At 43.4% G+C, this 20,083-nt stretch carries 12 protein-coding genes; all 12 read right to left on the bottom strand.

The window, feature by feature from the left end:
* Window positions 1–6 precede the first annotated feature (6 nt).
* Genes H9L23_RS07730 through H9L23_RS07675 form a run of 12 tightly spaced genes read right to left on the bottom strand, consistent with a single transcriptional unit; the run spans window position 7 to window position 20,070 of the window.
* Complete coding sequence (locus H9L23_RS07730; protein WP_187594415.1) at window positions 7–651, bottom strand: 4'-phosphopantetheinyl transferase family protein; 645 nt, start codon at window positions 649–651, stop codon at window positions 7–9.
* Window positions 629–1,354 carry a thioesterase II family protein gene (locus H9L23_RS07725; RefSeq protein WP_187594414.1) on the bottom strand — a complete coding sequence of 242 codons (726 nt, stop codon included), beginning with the start codon at window positions 1,352–1,354 and terminating at the stop codon, window positions 629–631. The genes H9L23_RS07730 and H9L23_RS07725 overlap by 23 nt, the downstream gene beginning before the upstream one ends.
* 46 nt (window positions 1,355–1,400) lie before the next feature.
* Window positions 1,401–2,828, bottom strand: a complete 1,428-nt coding sequence (locus H9L23_RS07720; RefSeq protein WP_187594413.1) for a condensation domain-containing protein — start codon at window positions 2,826–2,828, stop codon at window positions 1,401–1,403.
* Window positions 2,767–3,363 carry a class I SAM-dependent methyltransferase gene (locus H9L23_RS07715; RefSeq protein ID WP_187594412.1) on the bottom strand — a complete coding sequence of 199 codons (597 nt, stop codon included), beginning with the start codon at window positions 3,361–3,363 and terminating at the stop codon, window positions 2,767–2,769. Before H9L23_RS07715 ends, H9L23_RS07720 begins: the two co-directional genes overlap by 62 nt.
* Before the next feature lie 9 nt (window positions 3,364–3,372).
* A complete protein-coding gene (locus H9L23_RS07710; RefSeq protein WP_187594411.1) occupies window positions 3,373–4,251 on the bottom strand; it encodes a glycosyltransferase in 879 nt (292 codons plus the stop codon).
* A gap of 28 nt (window positions 4,252–4,279) precedes the next feature.
* Window positions 4,280–5,737, bottom strand: a complete 1,458-nt coding sequence (locus H9L23_RS07705; RefSeq protein ID WP_187594410.1) for a trehalose-6-phosphate synthase — start codon at window positions 5,735–5,737, stop codon at window positions 4,280–4,282.
* 58 nt (window positions 5,738–5,795) lie between these two features.
* On the bottom strand, window positions 5,796–11,771 hold the full coding sequence (locus H9L23_RS07700) for a non-ribosomal peptide synthetase (protein ID WP_262892391.1): 5,976 nt from the start codon (window positions 11,769–11,771) through the stop codon (window positions 5,796–5,798).
* Window positions 11,744–12,604: a condensation domain-containing protein gene (locus H9L23_RS26860; protein ID WP_187594408.1), complete on the bottom strand. Its 861-nt coding sequence runs from the start codon at window positions 12,602–12,604 to the stop codon at window positions 11,744–11,746. Before H9L23_RS26860 ends, H9L23_RS07700 begins: the two co-directional genes overlap by 28 nt.
* A complete protein-coding gene (locus tag H9L23_RS26855; protein WP_187594407.1) occupies window positions 12,541–13,836 on the bottom strand; it encodes a condensation domain-containing protein in 1,296 nt (431 codons plus the stop codon). Before H9L23_RS26855 ends, H9L23_RS26860 begins: the two co-directional genes overlap by 64 nt.
* Window positions 13,794–16,565, bottom strand: coding sequence for a non-ribosomal peptide synthetase (locus tag H9L23_RS07685; RefSeq protein ID WP_187594406.1), 2,772 nt, complete (start codon window positions 16,563–16,565; stop codon window positions 13,794–13,796). The genes H9L23_RS26855 and H9L23_RS07685 overlap by 43 nt, the downstream gene beginning before the upstream one ends.
* Window positions 16,562–18,304, bottom strand: a complete 1,743-nt coding sequence (locus H9L23_RS07680) for a condensation domain-containing protein (protein WP_187594405.1) — start codon at window positions 18,302–18,304, stop codon at window positions 16,562–16,564. The genes H9L23_RS07685 and H9L23_RS07680 overlap by 4 nt, the downstream gene beginning before the upstream one ends.
* Complete coding sequence (locus H9L23_RS07675; protein ID WP_262892385.1) at window positions 18,262–20,070, bottom strand: non-ribosomal peptide synthetase; 1,809 nt, start codon at window positions 20,068–20,070, stop codon at window positions 18,262–18,264. The genes H9L23_RS07680 and H9L23_RS07675 overlap by 43 nt, the downstream gene beginning before the upstream one ends.
* Between the last annotated feature and the right edge of the window lie 13 nt (window positions 20,071–20,083).

The raw sequence follows: 20,083 nt of genomic DNA, 5'->3' as shown, positions 1-20,083 counted from the left end.
TTAGTATTACAGTAGTGTTTTTAAATTGACAATATATTTGCTTATATGAATTTGGGGATTACTCTCTAAACAACAGACAAAAGATTCATACTCCTCAGAGATATCAATTCTATGAAAAAACCACTCTTTGTTCAAATAAAATATGGATTTATTAGAACAGTTATATTTTCTAATGTCTATTGTTAAACCAATACCAATAGCCTTCAAAAAAGCTTCTTTTTTTACCCAAATTTCAAAGAAAGCAGACTTAATAGAGGCTGAATTAGAAATCTGGGATATTTCTTGCTCATGAAAAAAATCTATCAATTCATCAAAATTTAGATCGGATTTGAATTCCACATCTATTCCAATTGGCAGATTTGATGTCGCAAAAAGTACTATATCTCCTGAATGGGATATATTGAAATTAATTCCATTCGAGATAAATGGCTTATTATGGATATCCCGGTTCCATGAATAAATCAGGCTTGATTGATTAGAAGAATAAAGATGAGACTTTAACATCAATCTAGATATCAGTCGAGATTTCCTATCATTTAAATTTCTATACCTTCTAATTTCATCTTGCATCTGTGTCGGCAACAATTGCAAATAGGACTCAAAATCAATATCCAAAGAATTATCTAATTCATGATATAATATTTTCATCATAACATTTTCTAATTATTCCAGCAAGAAGTTCAGGATTTTCTCGAATAAAGAAATGTCCACCTTTCATGATTTTAAAATCAAAGGAGCCGCTAGTAAATCTATTCCAATTTGATATTTGTTCACATTTTTCTTCTTGATCGCCCATCATTGCAAAAATTGGAACATCTGAAGCTCTTGTTGAATCAAGGTTATTATTTTCTGCGACTTCGAAGTCAGCTCTTAAAATAGGTAAAAAATAATTCAGAACCTCATTATTTGCGAATATTTCCGAAGGTATCCCTCCTATTTTTTTTAGTTCGCGAATGAACTCACAGTCATCTAAAAGATGTCTTTGTAAATCATCCTTGATACCGGGCCCAGGATTACCGCTGACAATTAAACATACCGGCTTTTTATTAATTCCATTTAACATATCTGTGATCTTCAAACCCAAATATGCACCCATACTATGACCGTAAATTAAAAATTCCTCTTCCTGAACCTGATTGAGAATTAAATTATAAAGGTCAACAGAAACCTCTTCGAATAGTTTTAACAGAGGTTCTTTTGCCCTTTTCCCCCTTCCCGGGAGCTCCAGTGGAATTACATCAAAATCATTTAATAGAGGGATTAAAAACTGGTATGAGTAAACATTTCCACCAGCATAATGAAGGAGAAAAAGCTTAGCTTTCTTCTTTATAAATGAAATGTTTGAATCTATCATTCTTATTTTAAAAAAGTTATATTCACTATAATTTGGATATTTGTGGTTATGCGGTCAATAAATTTCTATCAGAAAACATAACCATTTTCGAAAGCAGAGAAAGATGAAGCGAGCTGATTACTTTTATCATTTCAAAATTATAGTAGGATAAATGGTAAGACCAATTTATTACGTAACAGTTTGAAAATTCAATTACCTCGCATACCAATGGTGATTCAACTCTCGACTTCATTAATGTATTTTTACCTGCAAGATAAATTGGCCCAACCTCTCTTTCTTTGTTGATAAAATTTAAAAACACAAAACTAGAAGTTACTAAATTTAGTTTTTTTAGTGTCTCCGAGTTAAAAACTATCTTATCAATAGAATCGACAAAGTTTTGACTTGCAGTAATGATGGATTCCTTAAACGAGTCTTTCTCATTTAGTTTCGTATGATGAATTAGCTTTCCTATTAAATTCCCTATGATGCTTTGGGTTCTAACCTCATGCCGATTTGAGAAATGAGAAAGTACCACGAGGTCGTTCCGACCAGTCAATCGATGATAGAGGATGTTGAGTGATGTAAGTAGGATACTGAAAACACCAGTATTTATTTGTTTTTTATAAGATTGGAGCCTGGAATATATCTCGCCCTTACAAATAACACTATAAGACTCCCCATCAGGATTTTTCTCGAGTTCAAATCCAGAAAGAAATGTTCGATCTCCCCTCATATAATGTTCCGGAATTAGATTTGGAAAACTCGCAGAAAGTTTTTGGTAGATGACATTATAATCTACTTTCCAGCTGTCCTTACTTAAATCCATGAGCCAATGTTGCAAACTTTCCTCATGGATGGAAATCCTGTGTTCTTTAAAATATGCAGTATAATGGCGTAGTTGTAATTGTTCTTCATCTATTTCAAGAATTGCATTTTGGGTGAGGTGATTATAGAAAGCTAATAAATCTTTTTTGATAATCTCAATTGACCACATGTCGGAAACTATATGATGAATGATTAAAAAAAATTCATAGCCTTCTCCATCTTGATCTATCAAAATCCCATGGAGAAGGGATCCATTCTGGATATTTTTGAGAGAATTTTCTAAAGAATAAATGAAATCTGAAATATTATTAATTTCTTTTTTGTTGTACACTCTTAGTTCATATATAGCACTATATTCGTTGATTTTCTGTTTGATTTTTCCATCAATTAGAGGGAAACAAGTCCGTAAGCTTTCATGTTTCTGAACTAACATTTTAAACGCCATTCTAACATTTTCTACATCACAGTTGGGAAATCTATGCCTTATTTTCATAATACGCGGCTTTTGCTTTTTTTTCAAACTATAATTATAGTGCCAATCTTCAATCTGCTTAGGCGTTGTATCTAATATCATAACATCCATTTTGTCTCTAAATTTTAAGCTCTTATATTTTATGCACATGACAATACCAGCTTCCCCGCTTATTATTGCTTCTTGTAGTTTCAATGGCAGGAAAGTCCTTTTGCAATCCCCTTATTAAGTTTAAATGATTTTTAGCCTCAAAAATGGAGAAAATAAGATATCCGCCTTTATTCAAAAACTCAACATAACGGTTTATAAGTTTGTGAGGATTTTTAGAATAATATAATGATTCATTGAAAATAATCATATCAAACTTGGTAGCTGAATAATAATTTTCCATATCAGCACATATGTATTTAATATTTGATTTCTTGTTAGTGCGTGCTCTTTCTATCGCTACATTCGAAATATCAATCCCAATATATTGATCAAATATGCTATGTTTGGCATTCTTCAGCAATAATCCTGCTCCACATCCAACATCTAAAACTTTGGATTTCTGATTACAATGTTTATCAATTGAATTCCTTACAGCTGCAAAACGACATTCTTCAAGTTCTGAAGCCAAACAATCCCAATCCCCATTTAAATACTGCTCGTTCCACGCCCGTTGTGATTTGAGATTATTATTATTTAAATACCACAGTATTTTCCGAAAAACCCATCCAAATCGAGTCATTATCCATTTTTAAATTTCATCAATTATACTTTCCAGTACATCTAATTTGTCATTTAAGCAAATTGCTGTACATGATAAAAACGTTCTTGAAGCTAAAATTTGATGTTTATTATCAAAATATCTTTTATTTATTTTTTCCTGTTCAAGTTTGCCTCTTGTATCACTATAGTGAGGGTAATGCAGGGACAGGGCAAGTCTATTTAATTTAAAAAAAGCGCCCTTTAAAAACAATCTATACCCCAGATCAATATCTTCAACTCCCCAGTTTTTATCAAAAGCAATGTCAAATTCCCCTACCTCAATTAACATGCTCCGCCTGAGCGACAGGTTACCAGTCCAGCACAATGCCCAGGGAGCCTTTAAGCTCATCAAGTTATCCAGACAAGATTTAAATACTTTTTCTCTTATATCAAGATATATATTTTCAGATTGAATTTTAGCTATTGTATTCTCAATAGCGCTAAGATCAATTTGTTTTAACAATGTTTTGTTATTATCATACTCTTCCTCGACTCCTAGAACAGTTCCTATTACAACACTATTCAAACTACCTTTGTGAGAGGATATATGTTGAGAAATACAATCTTTACTTAGTAAGATCCCTGAATCGACAAAAAATAAAATCTCCCCATTTGCATTTGTAATACCCAAATTTCTTGCTGATGCTACTCTATATCCTTCATCTTCCTGGTAATAATATGAGATGTTAAGAATACCGCTATATTTTTCTACCAATTCTTCTGTATTGTCCGTTGAACCATCATCGGCAATAATAACTTCTATTGTTTCGAGGTCAATTTTTTGATTAGTAATACTCATCAATGTGTGATCCAGCAATCCTTTTCTGTTATATGTTGGTATAATTACACTTAATATTGGGTTCTTCATGGGAATTCTTAAAATATATTACGATTTACTATTTAATTATTTGTTTTGACCAGAAACTGACATCTGATTTCTTAATAGAATTATACATGGTTTCAGCTCTTTCTTTGATTTCTGGAATTGAACTCGATAAAGCGACATTAAAAGCTTGGTCTATGCAGCTATCAGAATATGGATTTGTAATAATCGCACCTTTCAGTTCTACTGATGCACCGACAAACTCAGATAAAATAAGTGTTCCCGATTTCCCTTTTTTTACAGCAATAAATTCTTTACATACCAGATTAGTACCGTCTCTTAATGAAGTAACACACATAATATCGGTTACCGAAAATCGACATAGCATCTCCTGAAAATTAAAGGAGTCAGTCAAATAGATTACCGGAGTCCAGTCGTTACCACCAAAGCGGCTATTAATTTTATTTACAAGCATAAAAACTTTACTTTCCAGCTCATTAAACGCTTTTATGCCACTGGCTGGAGACACTGCTATTAAAGTTAAGGTGATTTTATTATGTATTACAAAATTACGCACCAACAATCTGTAGTAGGCCTCCAAAAGTGTATCAATCCCTTTTATATAATCTAATCTTGAAGCTGCTAATAGACTTACACGTCCTTTTTGTTCTTGACGTAATTCCTCTATCCTTTTTTTACTGGCTTTAAGGTTTAGCATCCGATTTATGTTCTTTTGGCTCGTACCAGGAGGATAGGCATCTAATTCTATAATATTACCATTAAAACTAATCTTTTTAGTCATTTCATGCTCTATCAATGCACCTTTATTCAAAAATCTATTAGGGACCTTAGTTCTCATTTTAATTTTAATTTTAAAATTAGACTTAAGCGTGCTAATGAAATTCTCCACGTACCTTGGAATTGCAAATGTTATTTTATTGCAGGAAAGCAAACTCAGAAGAATTTCATCTCTCCAGGGTAAAATATTAAAAATATCGGCAGATGGAAAAGGAGTGTGTAAGAAAAAAATTATTTTAACAGCTGGATTTTTTTGTCTTATATAAAGGGGGACCAACCATAAGTTATAATCATGAATCCAAATTGTACTTTCGTCGCCCACTTCTATCAACGCAGAATCTGCGAAGCGTTTGTTTATAAGGACAAAATTTTCCCAATCGATATTTTTTGAGTTAAATTTATCTTGTGATGAATGTAAAATCGACCAAAATCCATTTTTTGAAGTTTCGTGATAAAATTTTTCATTTTCCTCTTTTGTTATTAATACTTTTTTTATTCTACATTCTCCATTGTAGTCCTCAAATTTCACTTTCTCATATTGTTCTTTGCCTGACATTTCCGCAAATTCACTTCCCGCAATCCATAACCCACCTTTGATGGAGGAAAAAAAACTCATCAATAGGGGAATTATTCCGTTTGGTTTATTTCCTTCTTTGTAAAAAACTACTTTACCATTTAAAGCTTTCTCTATATAAGGTTGTCTGTGATAAATTACTATATTTTTCTGATCCATAATTTTATATTCGGTATTCAATTTCCCGTTGACTCTGGTATTATATCAGTTTTTTATTTTATTTATATAGTTCTGTATTGTTTTGCTTTTGATTCTCATTTCTGTTTTCCATTAGTATAGACATTTGGAATATTGTTGAATTTAGAAGTAATTCTTTTACTTCCAGCTTATAGCTCATCTTATTTTTTAAAATAACAATAAATTTAATCATAGATAAAGAATCCCCCCCAAGCTCGAAGAAGTTGTCTTTTACCCCAATCCCCTCCTTTCCAAGTACATCCTGCCAGATTGAAACCAGTGCACGCTCCGTCTCTGTGCGCGGAGCAACATACTCCCTCCCGCTGCCAAGCTCAAGCCCCTCTGGATCCGGAAGGGAACGGCGGTCCACCTTACCGTTTGGCGTCAGCGGAAGAGAGGCAAGCCCCACATAATGGCCGGGAACCATGTACTGGGGAAGGATGCCCCCAAGGTAGCCCCGCAGGACCGATACGTCAAGGCCTTCCGAACCCACCACATAAGCGATAAGGTCCTTATCCCCCGAACTGTTCTCACGTGCAACCACAACACACGAATCAACATCCGCATGACCCTGGAGAACACTCTCGATCTCACCAAGCTCGATCCGGTAACCACGGACCTTCACCTGGTCATCAGCACGCCCAAGGAACTCAATGTTACCGTCAGGCAGCCAGCGCCCGATGTCACCCGTAAGGTACATCAGCTCCCCAGCCAGATAAGGGTTCGGAACAAAACGCTCCGCAGTCAGCTCGGGACGGTTAAGGTAGCCCCGCGCTAGCCCCGCACCGGAAACACAGATCTCACCCGGAATGCCGATACCGCAAAGATGGCCCGAAACGTCAAGTATATAAACACGGCTGTTTGAAATAGGACGCCCGATAGGAATCGATGAAACATCTGGATCAACCTTTTCCACTTCATTCACGATGACACCCACGGTTGACTCCGTAGGACCGTATTCATTATAGATACGCATCAAAGAACCGCCAAGTTCTTTCAGTGTTTTTATATGAAAGGATAATACCTGCTCACCGCCAATAATTACGCGGGACACAGTTGATGAACTGAGACTGAGATGCGCTAATACATGGATATGCGAAGGCGTCAGCTTAATACAGTTAACAAAACTATCATCACTAAAAACAGAAGAAAAAATATCCGTAAGTTCTTCATACGAACCATACACAGTTAATATCCCACCCTGCGTTAAAGAACAAAAAATACTCGTTATGGTAAGGTCAAAGGACAGAGAGGTATAAAAACCGAAATTCACCGACTCAAGGCCCTCGAAATAATAACCGTTACTCCAATGAACATAATTGAAAAGACTCGACATCGTGACTGAACAGCCTTTGGCCATACCCGTCGAACCCGAAGTGTAGATCACATACGCAAGGTCATCAGCCCCAGAAACTCCTACAGGGTTCTCTGCCGAGGTATCCAGACCTGACAGCTGGATATCGACAGCGAAAAGTTCGCCCGGAAAAGACTCCAGACCAAAGACATATTCGGTCTGCGTGAGAAGGATTCCGCATCCACTGTCCCTTAGCATGTAATCAATCCGATCCCGGGGATAGTCAGGGTCGATGGGAACATAGGCCCCTCCAGATTTAAGAACACCCAGAATAGAAACGATCAGCAAATCACTGCGGTCCTGAAGGATCCCCACAAGATCGCCCGCACCGATGCCATGGACCTCCCGGAGATAATGGGCAAGACGGTTGGAAAGCATGTTCAGTTCGCTGTAGCTCAGACGCACTGAACCAAAAACTACTGCTGTATGCTCGGGGCAGAGCAGAACCTGCTCCTCGAAAAGATCAACTATACTGCGGTCCCGCGGATAGTCTGAACCTGTCGAATTGAAATCCCCCAATAACAGCGAACGCTCCACAGTACCAAGGTAATCAATATCCCCAACGGGAGCATCCGGACTGGACAACAGGCCGGAAAGGAGATGCTCAAAATGGCCAGACATACGCAACATCGCCGGCTCATCATAAATGTCACTGTTGTATTCAATGGATAAACCAAGCCCTTGAACAGATAAGCTAAAATAAAAAGTTATATCATACTTACTGATACCGCGCTCTATATTTTTATATGGCTCGACATTTAGACTATTGTAACTCAATTCTTTTATTGAACCCCGCTCTCTTAGGTCATGAAAATCCACCAGTATATTGAACAGGGGGCTCCTGCTCATGTCACGCTGCAGGTGAAGTTCTTCCAGCAGCTCATCGAACGGATAGGCCTGGTGCTCATAGGCCCCAAGGCTTACCCCACGGACATGGTCAACCAGTTCAAGAAAACTATCCGAACCCGAAAAACGGCTCCGTAGTGCTACCGTATTCACATAGAAACCGATCTGGTCCTCAAGGTCAGAATGCTCACGACCGGCCATAGGCGTACCTATGATCAGATCGCTCTGGCCGCTGTAGCGGTATAGCAGAACATTAACGCACGCCAGTAGGCCCATGAAAAGCGTAGCGCCCCGTTCCTGGCTCAAAGATCTCAGGCCACTGCTCAGATCTGAGCCGAGCATACGGTGTACAACACCACCATTGTATGTCTTTACCGATGGGCGGGCTCGGCCGCCTAAGAGCTCAAGAACTGGAAGCTTACCCGACAGATGGTCCAGCCAGTAGGAACGGTGTTCCTCATAACGGGAACCCGACAACTCGGCCTGCTGCCAGGCGGCGTAATCCCGGTACTGGATACGCAAGGGAGACAAAGCGTTCTCTTCACCAAGAACATAACTGTTGTAGAGAGAAAGAAGCTCACGGATAAGTATACCCATGCTCCAGCCATCGCTTATGATATGGTGCATCACATAGGTGAAGACCCAGCGGTCCTGCGATACACGGTAAAGACCAGCCCGGAAAAGAGGGCCTGACGAAAGATCAAAGGGACGAACAAAATCGGACTCAACAACCGAATCGACAAAAGAAGCATCTTTTCCCTGAAGGTCCCGCTGCTCAAGAAAGAAACCGCTCTCAGACGAAGTAAGAACAACCTGACGGACAACACCCTCACCATCCTCCCGGAAAACCGTACGCAGGATCTCATGCCGCTCCTGCAGCTGTGAAAAACTGTGAAAAAGACCATCCGCGTTCACCGAACCGCTGAAAACATAAACACCGGGCATATTGTATGCCACATTCGCCTCAGGAAACTGGCTCAATATCCATAATCGGCGCTGGGACGATGACAAAGCATAAGAACCAGATCCGGGAACAGCGGAAATGAAAGAAAAAGAATCCTTTTGGGCCTGCTCAATTAGCATCGACTGCTCTTCAAGCAGCGGATGTTCAAAAAAATCTTTCAGGGCAAGCCGTATGTCCATTTTTTTGTGTATCTGTCCGCTAAGAAGGATAACTTTCAAACTATGCCCCCCAAGCTCGAAGAAGTTGTCTTTTACCCCAATCCCCTCCTTTCCAAGTACATCCTGCCAGATTGAAACCAGTGCACGCTCCGTCTCTGTGCGCGGAGCAACATACTCCCTCCCGCTGCCAAGCTCAAGCCCATCTGGATCCGGAAGGGAACGGCGGTCCACCTTACCGTTTGGCGTCAGCGGAAGAGAGGCAAGACCCACATAATGGCCGGGAACCATGTACTGGGGAAGGATGCCCCCAAGGTAGCCCCGCAGGACCGATACGTCAAGACCTTCCGAACCCACCACATAAGCGATAAGGTCCTTATCCCCCGAACTGTTCTCACGTGCAACCACAACACACGAATCAACATCCGCATGACCCTGGAGAACACTCTCGATCTCCCCAAGCTCGATCCGGTAACCACGGACCTTCACCTGGTCATCAGCACGCCCAAGGAACTCAATGTTACCGTCAGGCAGCCAGCGCCCGATGTCACCCGTAAGGTACATCAGCTCCCCAGCCAGATAAGGGTTCGGAACAAAACGCTCCGCAGTCAGCTCGGGACGGTTAAGGTAGCCCCGCGCTAGCCCCGCACCGGAAACACAGATCTCACCCGGAATGCCGATACCGCAAAGATGGCCCGAAACGTCAAGTATATAAACACGGCTGTTTGAAATAGGACGCCCGATAGGAATCGATGAAACATCTGGATCAACCTTTTCTATTAAATAATTAGTTGAATCAATAGTATTTTCTGTTGGTCCGTAACTATTATATAGCTTACATGAAAGTTTAGATAAAACTGCCGAAACGGTCTTTAACGAAATTTTATCCCCACCGGAAACCAGGTGCTTAAGCGACTTAAGTTTAGAAATTATTTCTGGCTGATCACTGTTAATTATTTCCCCCAGTAAAGCAGGTGGCATATTTATTTTTGTAACACTATTTAGCTCAATAGCATTAACTAAATTATCCAATAAATTCAACTTAAAATCTGAAGAAGCAAGGTAGCATTTTGCACCAATCATCAATGGCAGTAAATATTCTTCAATAGATCCGTCAAAACTAAAGGATCGATAAAAGAACATTACATCAAGGGTAGTAATTTCATAATACTCCTGAAAGTAAATAATCCTATTGGAAAGACTACTGTGTTCAATCATCACTCCTTTGGGATTACCCGTAGAACCCGAGGTATAAATAACATAAGCCAAATCATTCAAACCCGAACGCTTTTTATTATTCAGACAATCTAGTTCTTTCCGACATTCAATAAATTTGAGAATTTGAGAATTATCTAAAATTAACTTACATCCACTGTCCTTTATTATATAATTAATTCGATCATTAGGATAGTCGACATCTATGGGAACATAAGCCGCACCAGATTTGAGAACTCCAAGAATTGAAACTATCATCCAGTCACTCCGGTCTAAGAGAATACCTATAAGATCTCCTCTTCTAATATTGAAATTAATATGGAGATAATTAGCAAGCTGATTCGCTCTGATATTTACCTCATTATATGTTAACGAATTGCCCTCAAAATCAAGGCATAACCCATCGGGACTATTTTTAACTTGTTCTTCAAACATATCGATAACGGTCCTCTTTTCTGAAAATAAATTTGGCGTATGATTGAATGAATAAAGTATTTTTTGTTGCTCTTCTAGGTCTACAAAATCAAAACAACTGATGTCGGCATGAGAGTTTAGGATTAATTTATGAATGATCGCTTTTAGATGTCTGCATAACTGTCTAACTGACTCGTCTGAAAACACATTCTGGTCATAATGAAATTGTATATTAAAATTTGTATTAGGTAAGATTATGAGAGCAAAGTCATAATTACTTGTCTCCATCGTTTTTGAAGACAGAAGTTTAAGTTTTGGTTGTTTTGATTTATTATCGGGAATAATTTCCTGTACGGGGTAGTTTTCGAATACCAGTATATGGTCGAAAAGAGCTCCCCCAACCCCAGACAAAGACTGGATTTCTGCCAGTTGAACATAATGGTGTTCCATCCCGGAAATCGCCTCCTGCTGAACCTCTTTCAGCAGATCCCGGAAGCACATCCCGCCACGGGCACGGACCCTTACCGGGATCGTGTTGCTAAATAGCCCAACCATATCCTCAATCCCCTCTATATCTGCCGGACGGCCCGATACGACCGAACCGAAAACAACATCATCAGTATTGTTATAGCGGCCCAGCAGAAGACCCCAGGCTGCCTGAACAAAAGTATTCTCGGTTACCCCCAGCTCGATGCACAGCGAGCGGAGGCTGGAACGGATGTCCCCATCAATTGTAAGAACCTGCTCTTTTCTGGCACCACCATTACCTTTCTTTGATTTGGGCAATACCGACAAGGTATTATATCCATTCAGATAGTCCGTCCAGTATCCCAGGCTCTTTTTCTCATCGACAGCACCTAGCCATTCTATATATCTTGAGTAAAGGTGGGGACGCCCCAGTTCGGTAGGCATACCTTCCAGTGAATTATAATAAAATCCAAAAAATTCCTTGATCAGTATGCCCACGCACCAGCCGTCCATCAATATGTGGTGGTGGCTCCAGACAAACTCATACCGGCCATCCCCAAGAAAAACAACACTCAGGCGCATCTGTGAGCCCTGATGCAGGTCAAAGCCAAGGGAACGGTCCCCCTCCTTGAAATCCGAAATAGAGAAATGGGGATCCCCGGAAGCATCAATATAACTGAATCCCCCGAAAACGACCTGGCCACAACCTGAAGCAGGCGGTCTCCATAATCCTGCGTAAAGAAAGTACGAAGAACAGCATGACGGGATACAAGGGAACGATAGCTAGATTCGATCTTATCCACATCAAGAAGCCCTTCAACCCGATAGCTCATCTGTTCAAAATAAACCTCAGAAGTAGGCGAAGAGGCCCAGTGATAATATAGCCCCTGTTGAAGGGGGCTCAAAGGATACACATCCTCCAGACCGACAGAACTGTCCAGCTTCAGTACATCCTCTATCTCAAGCCCCTTAAAGGTAAGGTCCACAGGGGTCGGATGATGGCCGGTTTCAGATGATAAGATCCCGATAAGGCTGTTCAGACGTGACCGGTAGGCAGAGAGGAGCCCCTGAATTGTTTCCTCATGGAACTGCTCCCTACTGTAATTAATCGAAAGGTTCATACGGCCATCCACCATAAGACCAGAAACAGAAAGTACAGAATCCCGTTCCCGGTGACCGGAAACAGGGCTGCCATGGTAATCCCCGGAAAAACGGAAAAGAGAACTGCCCTGCCCATTGTCCAGCCCAGAGCCAAAGTCCCCAAGGTAATTGAAGCTTATCCCGGGAGATAGACGGTAGTCACATCCGCACAGATAACGGAGGATGCCGTAACCGATGCCCTTATTGGGAACCCGGTGAAGGCTCTCCTTCACCTCGATAAGCTGACGGACTGTATCTGTACGGTAACCCATATCGAAAACAACAGGGTACATCGTGGTAAACCAGCCCACCGTGCGGCTAATATCCGTATCCCCCCTATATCTTCACGGCCATGACCCTCAAGCTTAACCATAACACGGTCAAGTCCAAAAACATCTGTCAGCCCAAGGCTCAGCGCAGTGAGCAAAATATCATTTATATCGGTACGGTATGAACTATAACACTCCGTAAGCAGGCGCGAAGTCTCCTCCAAACCAAGGGTAAAGGAGCAGGAAGCCCCATCGGAAACAAGATTGCTGCCCCCGGGCTTGTCCATTGGAAGCAGATCCGCACCGGCATCCTCTAACGAAGACCAGTAGGCAGACTCCCCGGACAAGCGCGGACTGAGAGAATAATCCATCTGGACCGATTGCCAATAACCAAAGGAATCAGTTTTAGCTGGAAGGACCAACGCATTGCCCGAGCTGTACTGGCTATAAAGAACCGAAAGATCCTCAAAGAGAATACGCCAGGAAACACCGTCCACAACCAGGTGATGTACCACCAGAAGAAGGCGATCGGAACCGTCGCCCTGAAAAAGACAGGCTTTCAGTAGAGGTCCCGTACCAAGATCTATACCAGACTGAACAGACTCACAGGCTGAAACAAAGGATGCCCCGGGCTCATATGGCAGTATATCCAATGAAAAGCCCTGCTCACTGCCAAGATTCTCCTGAACCCAGCCATGCTCATCCTGAAAGTATACCATACGGAGGCTGTCATGGTGAAGAACAAGGTGCCCAAGGCATGCGCGGAGACCTTCGGGCGAAATAGGCTCACTGCTGCTCAAAAGAACAGACTGGTTATAATGGTGCTTATCCCCAGAGCTGCCTCCAAGGAAATAATGCTGGATAGGGCTCAAGGGAATAACCCCCTGGAAAACCCCCTGGTCTACAGAACGGCTGACAGACCGAACATACAGAGATAGTTCCTCTATGACAGGATAGAGCAAAACATCCTGGATCGTCAGCGAATAACCCTGTTGTTTCAATCGGGAAACCACCTGGATGGATTTTATCGAATCCCCTCCTAAAGCAAAAAAGTCTTCGCGTATGCCAATACCTGCTTTTTTGAGCACGTCCTGATAAACAGAAACCAGTGCACGCTCCGTCTCTGTGCGCGGAGCAACATACTCCCTCCCGCTGCCAAGCTCAAGCCCCTCTGGATCCGGAAGGGAACGGCGGTCCACCTTACCGTTTGGCGTCAGCGGAAGAGAGGCAAGACCCACATAATGGCCGGGAACCATGTACTGGGGAAGGATGCCCCAAGGTAGCCCCGCAGGACCGATACGTCAAGGCCTTCCGAACCCACCACATAAGCGATAAGGTCCTTATCCCCCGAACTGTTCTCACGTGCAACCACAACACACGAATCAACATCCGCATGACCCTGGAGAACACTCTCGATCTCACCAAGCTCGATCCGGTAACCACGGACCTTCACCTGGTCATCAGCACGCCCAAGGAACTCAATGTTACCGTCAGGCAGCCAGCGCCCGATGTCACCCGTAAGGTACATCAGCTCCCCAGCCAGATAAGGGTTCGGAACAAAACGCTCCGCAGTCAGCTCGGGACGGTTAAGGTAGCCCCGCGCTAGCCCCGCACCGGAAACACAGATCTCACCCGGAATGCCGATACCGCAAAGATGGCCCGAAACGTCAAGTATATAAACACGGCTGTTTGAAATAGGACGCCCGATAGGAATCGATGAAACATCTGGATCAACCTTTTCCACTTCATTCACGATGACACCCACGGTTGACTCCGTAGGACCGTATTCATTATAGATACGCATCAAAGAACCGCCAAGTTCTTTCAGTGTTTTTATATGAAAGGATAATACCTGCTCACCTCCAATAATTACGCGGGACACAGTTGATGAACTGAGACTGAGATGCGCTAATACATGGATATGCGAAGGCGTCAGCTTAATACAGTTTACAAAACTATCATCACTAAAAACAGAAGAAAAAATATCCGTAAGTTCTTCATACGAACCATACACAGTTAATATCCCACCCTGCGTTAAAGAACAAAAAATACTCGTTATGGTAAGGTCAAAGGACAGAGAGGTATAAAAACCGAAATTCACCGACTCAAGGCCCTCGAAATAATAACCGTTACTCCAATGAACATAATTGAAAAGACTCGACATCGTGACTGAACAGCCTTTGGCCATACCCGTCGAACCCGAAGTGTAGATCACATACGCAAGGTCATCAGCCCCAGAAATTCCTACAGGGTTCTCTGCACGGTAATCTTCAGAACAGGAAACAAAACGGCTGATCTCATCCGAATCCAGAACAGCACGGCATCCACTGTCCTTTAGCATGTAATCAATCCGATCCCGGGGATAGTCAGGGTCGATGGGAACATAGGCCCCTCCAGATTTAAGAACACCCAGAATAGAAACGATCAGCAAATCACTGCGGTCCTGAAGGATCCCCACAAGATCGCCCGCACCGATGCCATGGACCTCCCGGAGATAATGGGCAAGACGGTTGGAAAGCATGTTCAGTTCGCTGTAGCTCAGACGCGCTGAACCAAAAACTACTGCTGTATGCTCGGGGCAGAGCAGAACCTGCTCCTCGAAAAGATCAACTATACTGCGGTCCCGCGGATAGTCTGAACCTGTCGAATTGAAATCCCCCAATAACAGCGAACGCTCCACAGTACCAAGGTAATCAATATCCCCAACGGGAGCATCCGGACTGGACAAGACTGAAGTTATTAAGGTTAGCAGATGTACTTTGAGACGTTCAATCATAGCGTCTTCATAGATACTGTCGTTATATGCCAGCTTGACAACCAGATTGTCCCCGGGGATTATAACAACGGTAAGGCTATAGTTACTCTGTTCAAATATTTCGAAAGAAAGGAGCGAAATCTTTTCATTAGATGTCTCTTGTCCCTGGGAAATAATTTCCTGTACGGGGTAGTTTTCGAATACCAGTATATGGTCGAAAAGAGCTCCCCCAACCCCAGACAAAGACTGGATTTCTGCCAGTTGAACATAATGGTGTTCCATCCCGGAAATCGCCTCCTGCTGAACCTCTTTCAGCAGATCCCGGAAACACATCCCGCCACGGGCACGGACCCTTACCGGGATGGTGTTTATAAATAGCCCAACCATATCCTCAATCCCCTCTATATCTGCCGGACGGCCCGATACGACCGAACCGAAAACAACATCATCAGTATTGTTATAGCGGCCCAGCAGAAGACCCCAGGCTGCCTGAACAAAAGTATTCTCGGTTACCCCCAGCTCGATGCACAGCGAGCGGAGGCTGGAACGGATGTCCCCATCAATTGTAAGAACCTGCTCTCGGAATCTACCCGGCTTCAATCCTGTTGAAAACTTCGGTAAAGAAGCAAGTGATTTGAATTCTGATAAGTACTTTCCCCAATAGGTAAAGCTTTTGGCTCTATCGATTTCTTCAAGCCATTTTATATAGCTAGAATAAGGTTCTATACGATTTAACTGCAATGACTGACCAGTACTGAGATTTCGGTAGAATTCAAAAAATTCCTTGACCAGTATGCCCACGCACCACCCGTCCATCAATATATGGTGAAAACTCCAGACAAACTCATACCGGCCATCCCCAAGAAAAACAACACTCAGGCGCATCTGTGAGCCCTGATGCAGGTCAAAGCCAAGGGAACGGTCCCCCTCCTTGAAATCCGAAATAGAGAAATGGGGATCCCCGGAAGCATCAATATAACTGAATCCCCCCGAAAACGACCTGGCCACAACCTGAAGCAGGCGGTCTCCATAATCCTGCGTAAAGAAAGTACGAAGAACAGCATGACGGGATACAAGGGAACGATAGCTAGATTCGATCTTATCCACATCAAGAAGCCCTTCAACCCGATAGCTCATCTGTTCAAAATAAACCTCAGAAGTAGGCGAAGAGGCCCAGTGATAATATAGCCCCTGTTGAAGGGGGCTCAAAGGATATACGTCTTCTATCATAATTTTTTGTTTAAAAGGTTTAATTGTTCTACACTCAGCCCCTTAAAGGTAAGGTCCACAGGGGTCGGATGATGGCCGGTTTCAGATGATAAGATCCCGATAAGGCTGTTCAGACGTGACCGGTAGGCAGAGAGGAGCCCCTGAATTGTTTCCTCATGGAACTGCTCCCTACTGTAATTAATCGAAAGGTTCATACGGCCATCCACCATAAGACCAGAAACAGAAAGTACAGAATCCCGTTCCCGGTGACCGGAAACAGGGCTGCCATGGTAATCCCCGGAAAAACGGAAAAGAGAACTGCCCTGCCCATTGTCCAGCCCAGAGCCAAAGTCCCCAAGGTAATTGAAGCTTATCCCGGGAGATAGACGGTAGTCACATCCGCACAGATAACGGAGGATGCCGTAACCGATGCCCTTATTGGGAACCCGGTGAAGGCTCTCCTTCACCTCGATAAGCTGACGGACTGTATCTGTACGGTAACCCATATCGAAAACAACAGGGTACATCGTGGTAAACCAGCCCACCGTGCGGCTAATATCCGTATCCCCCCCTATATCTTCACGGCCATGACCCTCAAGCTTAACCATAACACGGTCAAGTCCAAAAACATCTGTCAGCCCAAGGCTCAGCGCAGTGAGCAAAATATCATTTATATCGGTACGGTATGAACTATAACACTCCGTAAGCAGGCGCGAAGTCTCCTCCAAACCAAGGGTAAAGGAGCAGGAAGCCCCATCGGAAACAAGATTGCTGCCCCCGGGCTTGTCCATTGGAAGCAGATCCGCACCGGCATCCTCTAACGAAGACCAGTAGGCAGACTCCCCGGACAAGCGCGGACTGAGAGAATAATCCATCTGGACCGATTGCCAATAACCAAAGGAATCAGTTTTAGCTGGAAGGACCAACGCATTGCCCGAGCTGTACTGGCTATAAAGAACCGAAAGATCCTCAAAGAGAATACGCCAGGAAACACCGTCCACAACCAGGTGATGTACCACCAGAAGAAGGCGATCGGAACCGTCGCCCTGAAAAAGACAGGCTTTCAGTAGAGGTCCCGTACCAAGATCTATACCAGACTGAACAGACTCACAGGCTGAAACAAAGGATGCCCCGGGCTCATATGGCAGTATATCCAATGAAAAGCCCTGCTCACTGCCAAGATTCTCCTGAACCCAGCCATGCTCATCCTGAAAGTATACCATACGGAGGCTGTCATGGTGAAGAACAAGGTGCCCAAGGCATGCGCGGAGACCTTCGGGCGAAATAGGCTCACTGCTGCTCAAAAGAACAGACTGGTTATAATGGTGCTTATCCCCAGAGCTGCCTCCAAGGAAATAATGCTGGATAGGGCTCAAGGGAATAACCCCCTGGAAAACCCCCTGGTCTACAGAACGGCTGACAGACCGAACATACAGAGATAGTTCCTCTATGACAGGATAGAGCAAAACATCCTGGATCGTCAGCGAATAACCCTGTTGTTTCAATCGGGAAACCACCTGGATGGATTTTATCGAATCCCCTCCTAAAGCAAAAAAGTCTTCGCGTATGCCAATACCTGCTTTTTTGAGCACGTCCTGATAAACAGAAACCAGTGCACGCTCCGTCTCTGTGCGCGGAGCAACATACTCCCTCCCGCTGCCAAGCTCAAGCCCCTCTGGATCCGGAAGGGAACGGCGGTCCACCTTACCGTTTGGCGTCAGCGGAAGAGAGGCAAGCCCCACATAATGGCCGGGAACCATGTACTGGGGAAGGATGCCCCAAGGTAGCCCCGCAGGACCGATACGTCAAGGCCTTCCGAACCCACCACATAAGCGATAAGGTCCTTATCCCCCGAACTGTTCTCACGTGCAACCACAACACACGAATCAACATCCGCATGACCCTGGAGAACACTCTCGATCTCACCAAGCTCGATCCGGTAACCACGGACCTTCACCTGGTCATCAGCACGCCCAAGGAACTCAATGTTACCGTCAGGCAGCCAGCGCCCGATGTCACCCGTAAGGTACATCAGCTCCCCAGCCAGATAAGGGTTCGGAACAAAACGCTCCGCAGTCAGCTCGGGACGGTTAAGGTAGCCCCGCGCTAGCCCCGCACCGGAAACACAGATCTCACCCGGAATGCCGATACCGCAAAGATGGCCCGAAACGTCAAGTATATAAACACGGCTGTTTGAAATAGGACGCCCGATAGGAATCGATGAAACATTACCGGATATCTCATAGGTCAACGAAAAAGTTGTATTTTCTGTAGGACCATAACCATTTATAAGCTTCAGATAAGGATATACTGAAACTAGCTTGTTAATATGTAAAACAGATAGCCTATCTCCTCCCGCAATCAGTGTTCTCAATCCCCTGAAGATTTCAATATCAGCATCAACCAATTGATTAAGCCACCCGGAAGTAAACCACATCGTGTTAATCCCATGAAGGCGCATTTCTTTTGAAAGCTCTACAGGATCTAATAAAACCGACTGCTTACACAACACCAATATACAACCATTTAACAGCATCCCCCAATACTCGAAAATTGTAGCGTCGAAGGAAATTGAACCTGTGGAAAGAAGTACCTCATCTCCCGAGAAATTTATGTAGTTCGTATTTTTTACTAAACGAACCACATTACTATGTTCGGTTAAAACCCCTTTGGCTAATCCAATAGAACCAGAGGTATACATTACATACGCAAGGTCATCAGCCCCAGAAACTCCTACAGGATTCTCTGCACGGTAATCTTCAGAACAGGAAACAAAACGGCTGATCTCATCCGAATCCAGAACAGCACGGCATCCACTGTCCTTTAGCATGTAATCAATCCGATCCCGGGGATAGTCAGGGTCGATGGGAACATAGGCCCCTCCAGATTTAAGAACACCCAGAATAGAAACGATCAGCAAATCACTGCGGTCCTGAAGGATCCCCACAAGATCGCCCGCACCGATGCCATGGACCTCCCGGAGATAATGGGCAAGACGGTTGGAAAGCATGTTCAGTTCGCTGTAGCTCAGACGCACTGAACCAAAAACTACTGCTGTATGCTCGGGGCAGAGCAGAACCTGCTCCTCGAAAAGATCAACTATACTGCGGTCCCGCGGATAGTCTGAACCTGTCGAATTGAAATCCCCCAATAACAGCGAACGCTCCACAGTACCAAGGTAATCAATATCCCCAACGGGAGCATCCGGACTGGACAAGACTGAAGTTATTAAGGTTAGCAGATGTATTTTGAGACGTTCAATCATAGCGTCTTCATAGATACTGTCGTTATATGCCAGCTTGACAACCAGATTGTCCCCGGGATTTATAATAATGGTAAAGCTGTAATTACTATGTCCAAAATTATCAAAAGAAAGGAGCGAAGCTTTTTTATTAGATATGTCTTGTCCCTGGGAAATAATTTCCTGTACGGGGTAGTTTTCGAATACCAGTATATGGTCGAAAAGAGCTCCCCCAACCCCAGACAAAGACTGGATTTCTGCCAGTTGAACATAATGGTGTTCCATCCCGGAAATCGCC

Source organism: Pedobacter roseus (assembly GCF_014395225.1).
GTDB lineage: Bacteria > Bacteroidota > Bacteroidia > Sphingobacteriales > Sphingobacteriaceae > Pedobacter > Pedobacter roseus.
Note: the sequence above shows the minus strand (reverse complement) of the source record. Positions and strands in the feature narration are given on the sequence as shown.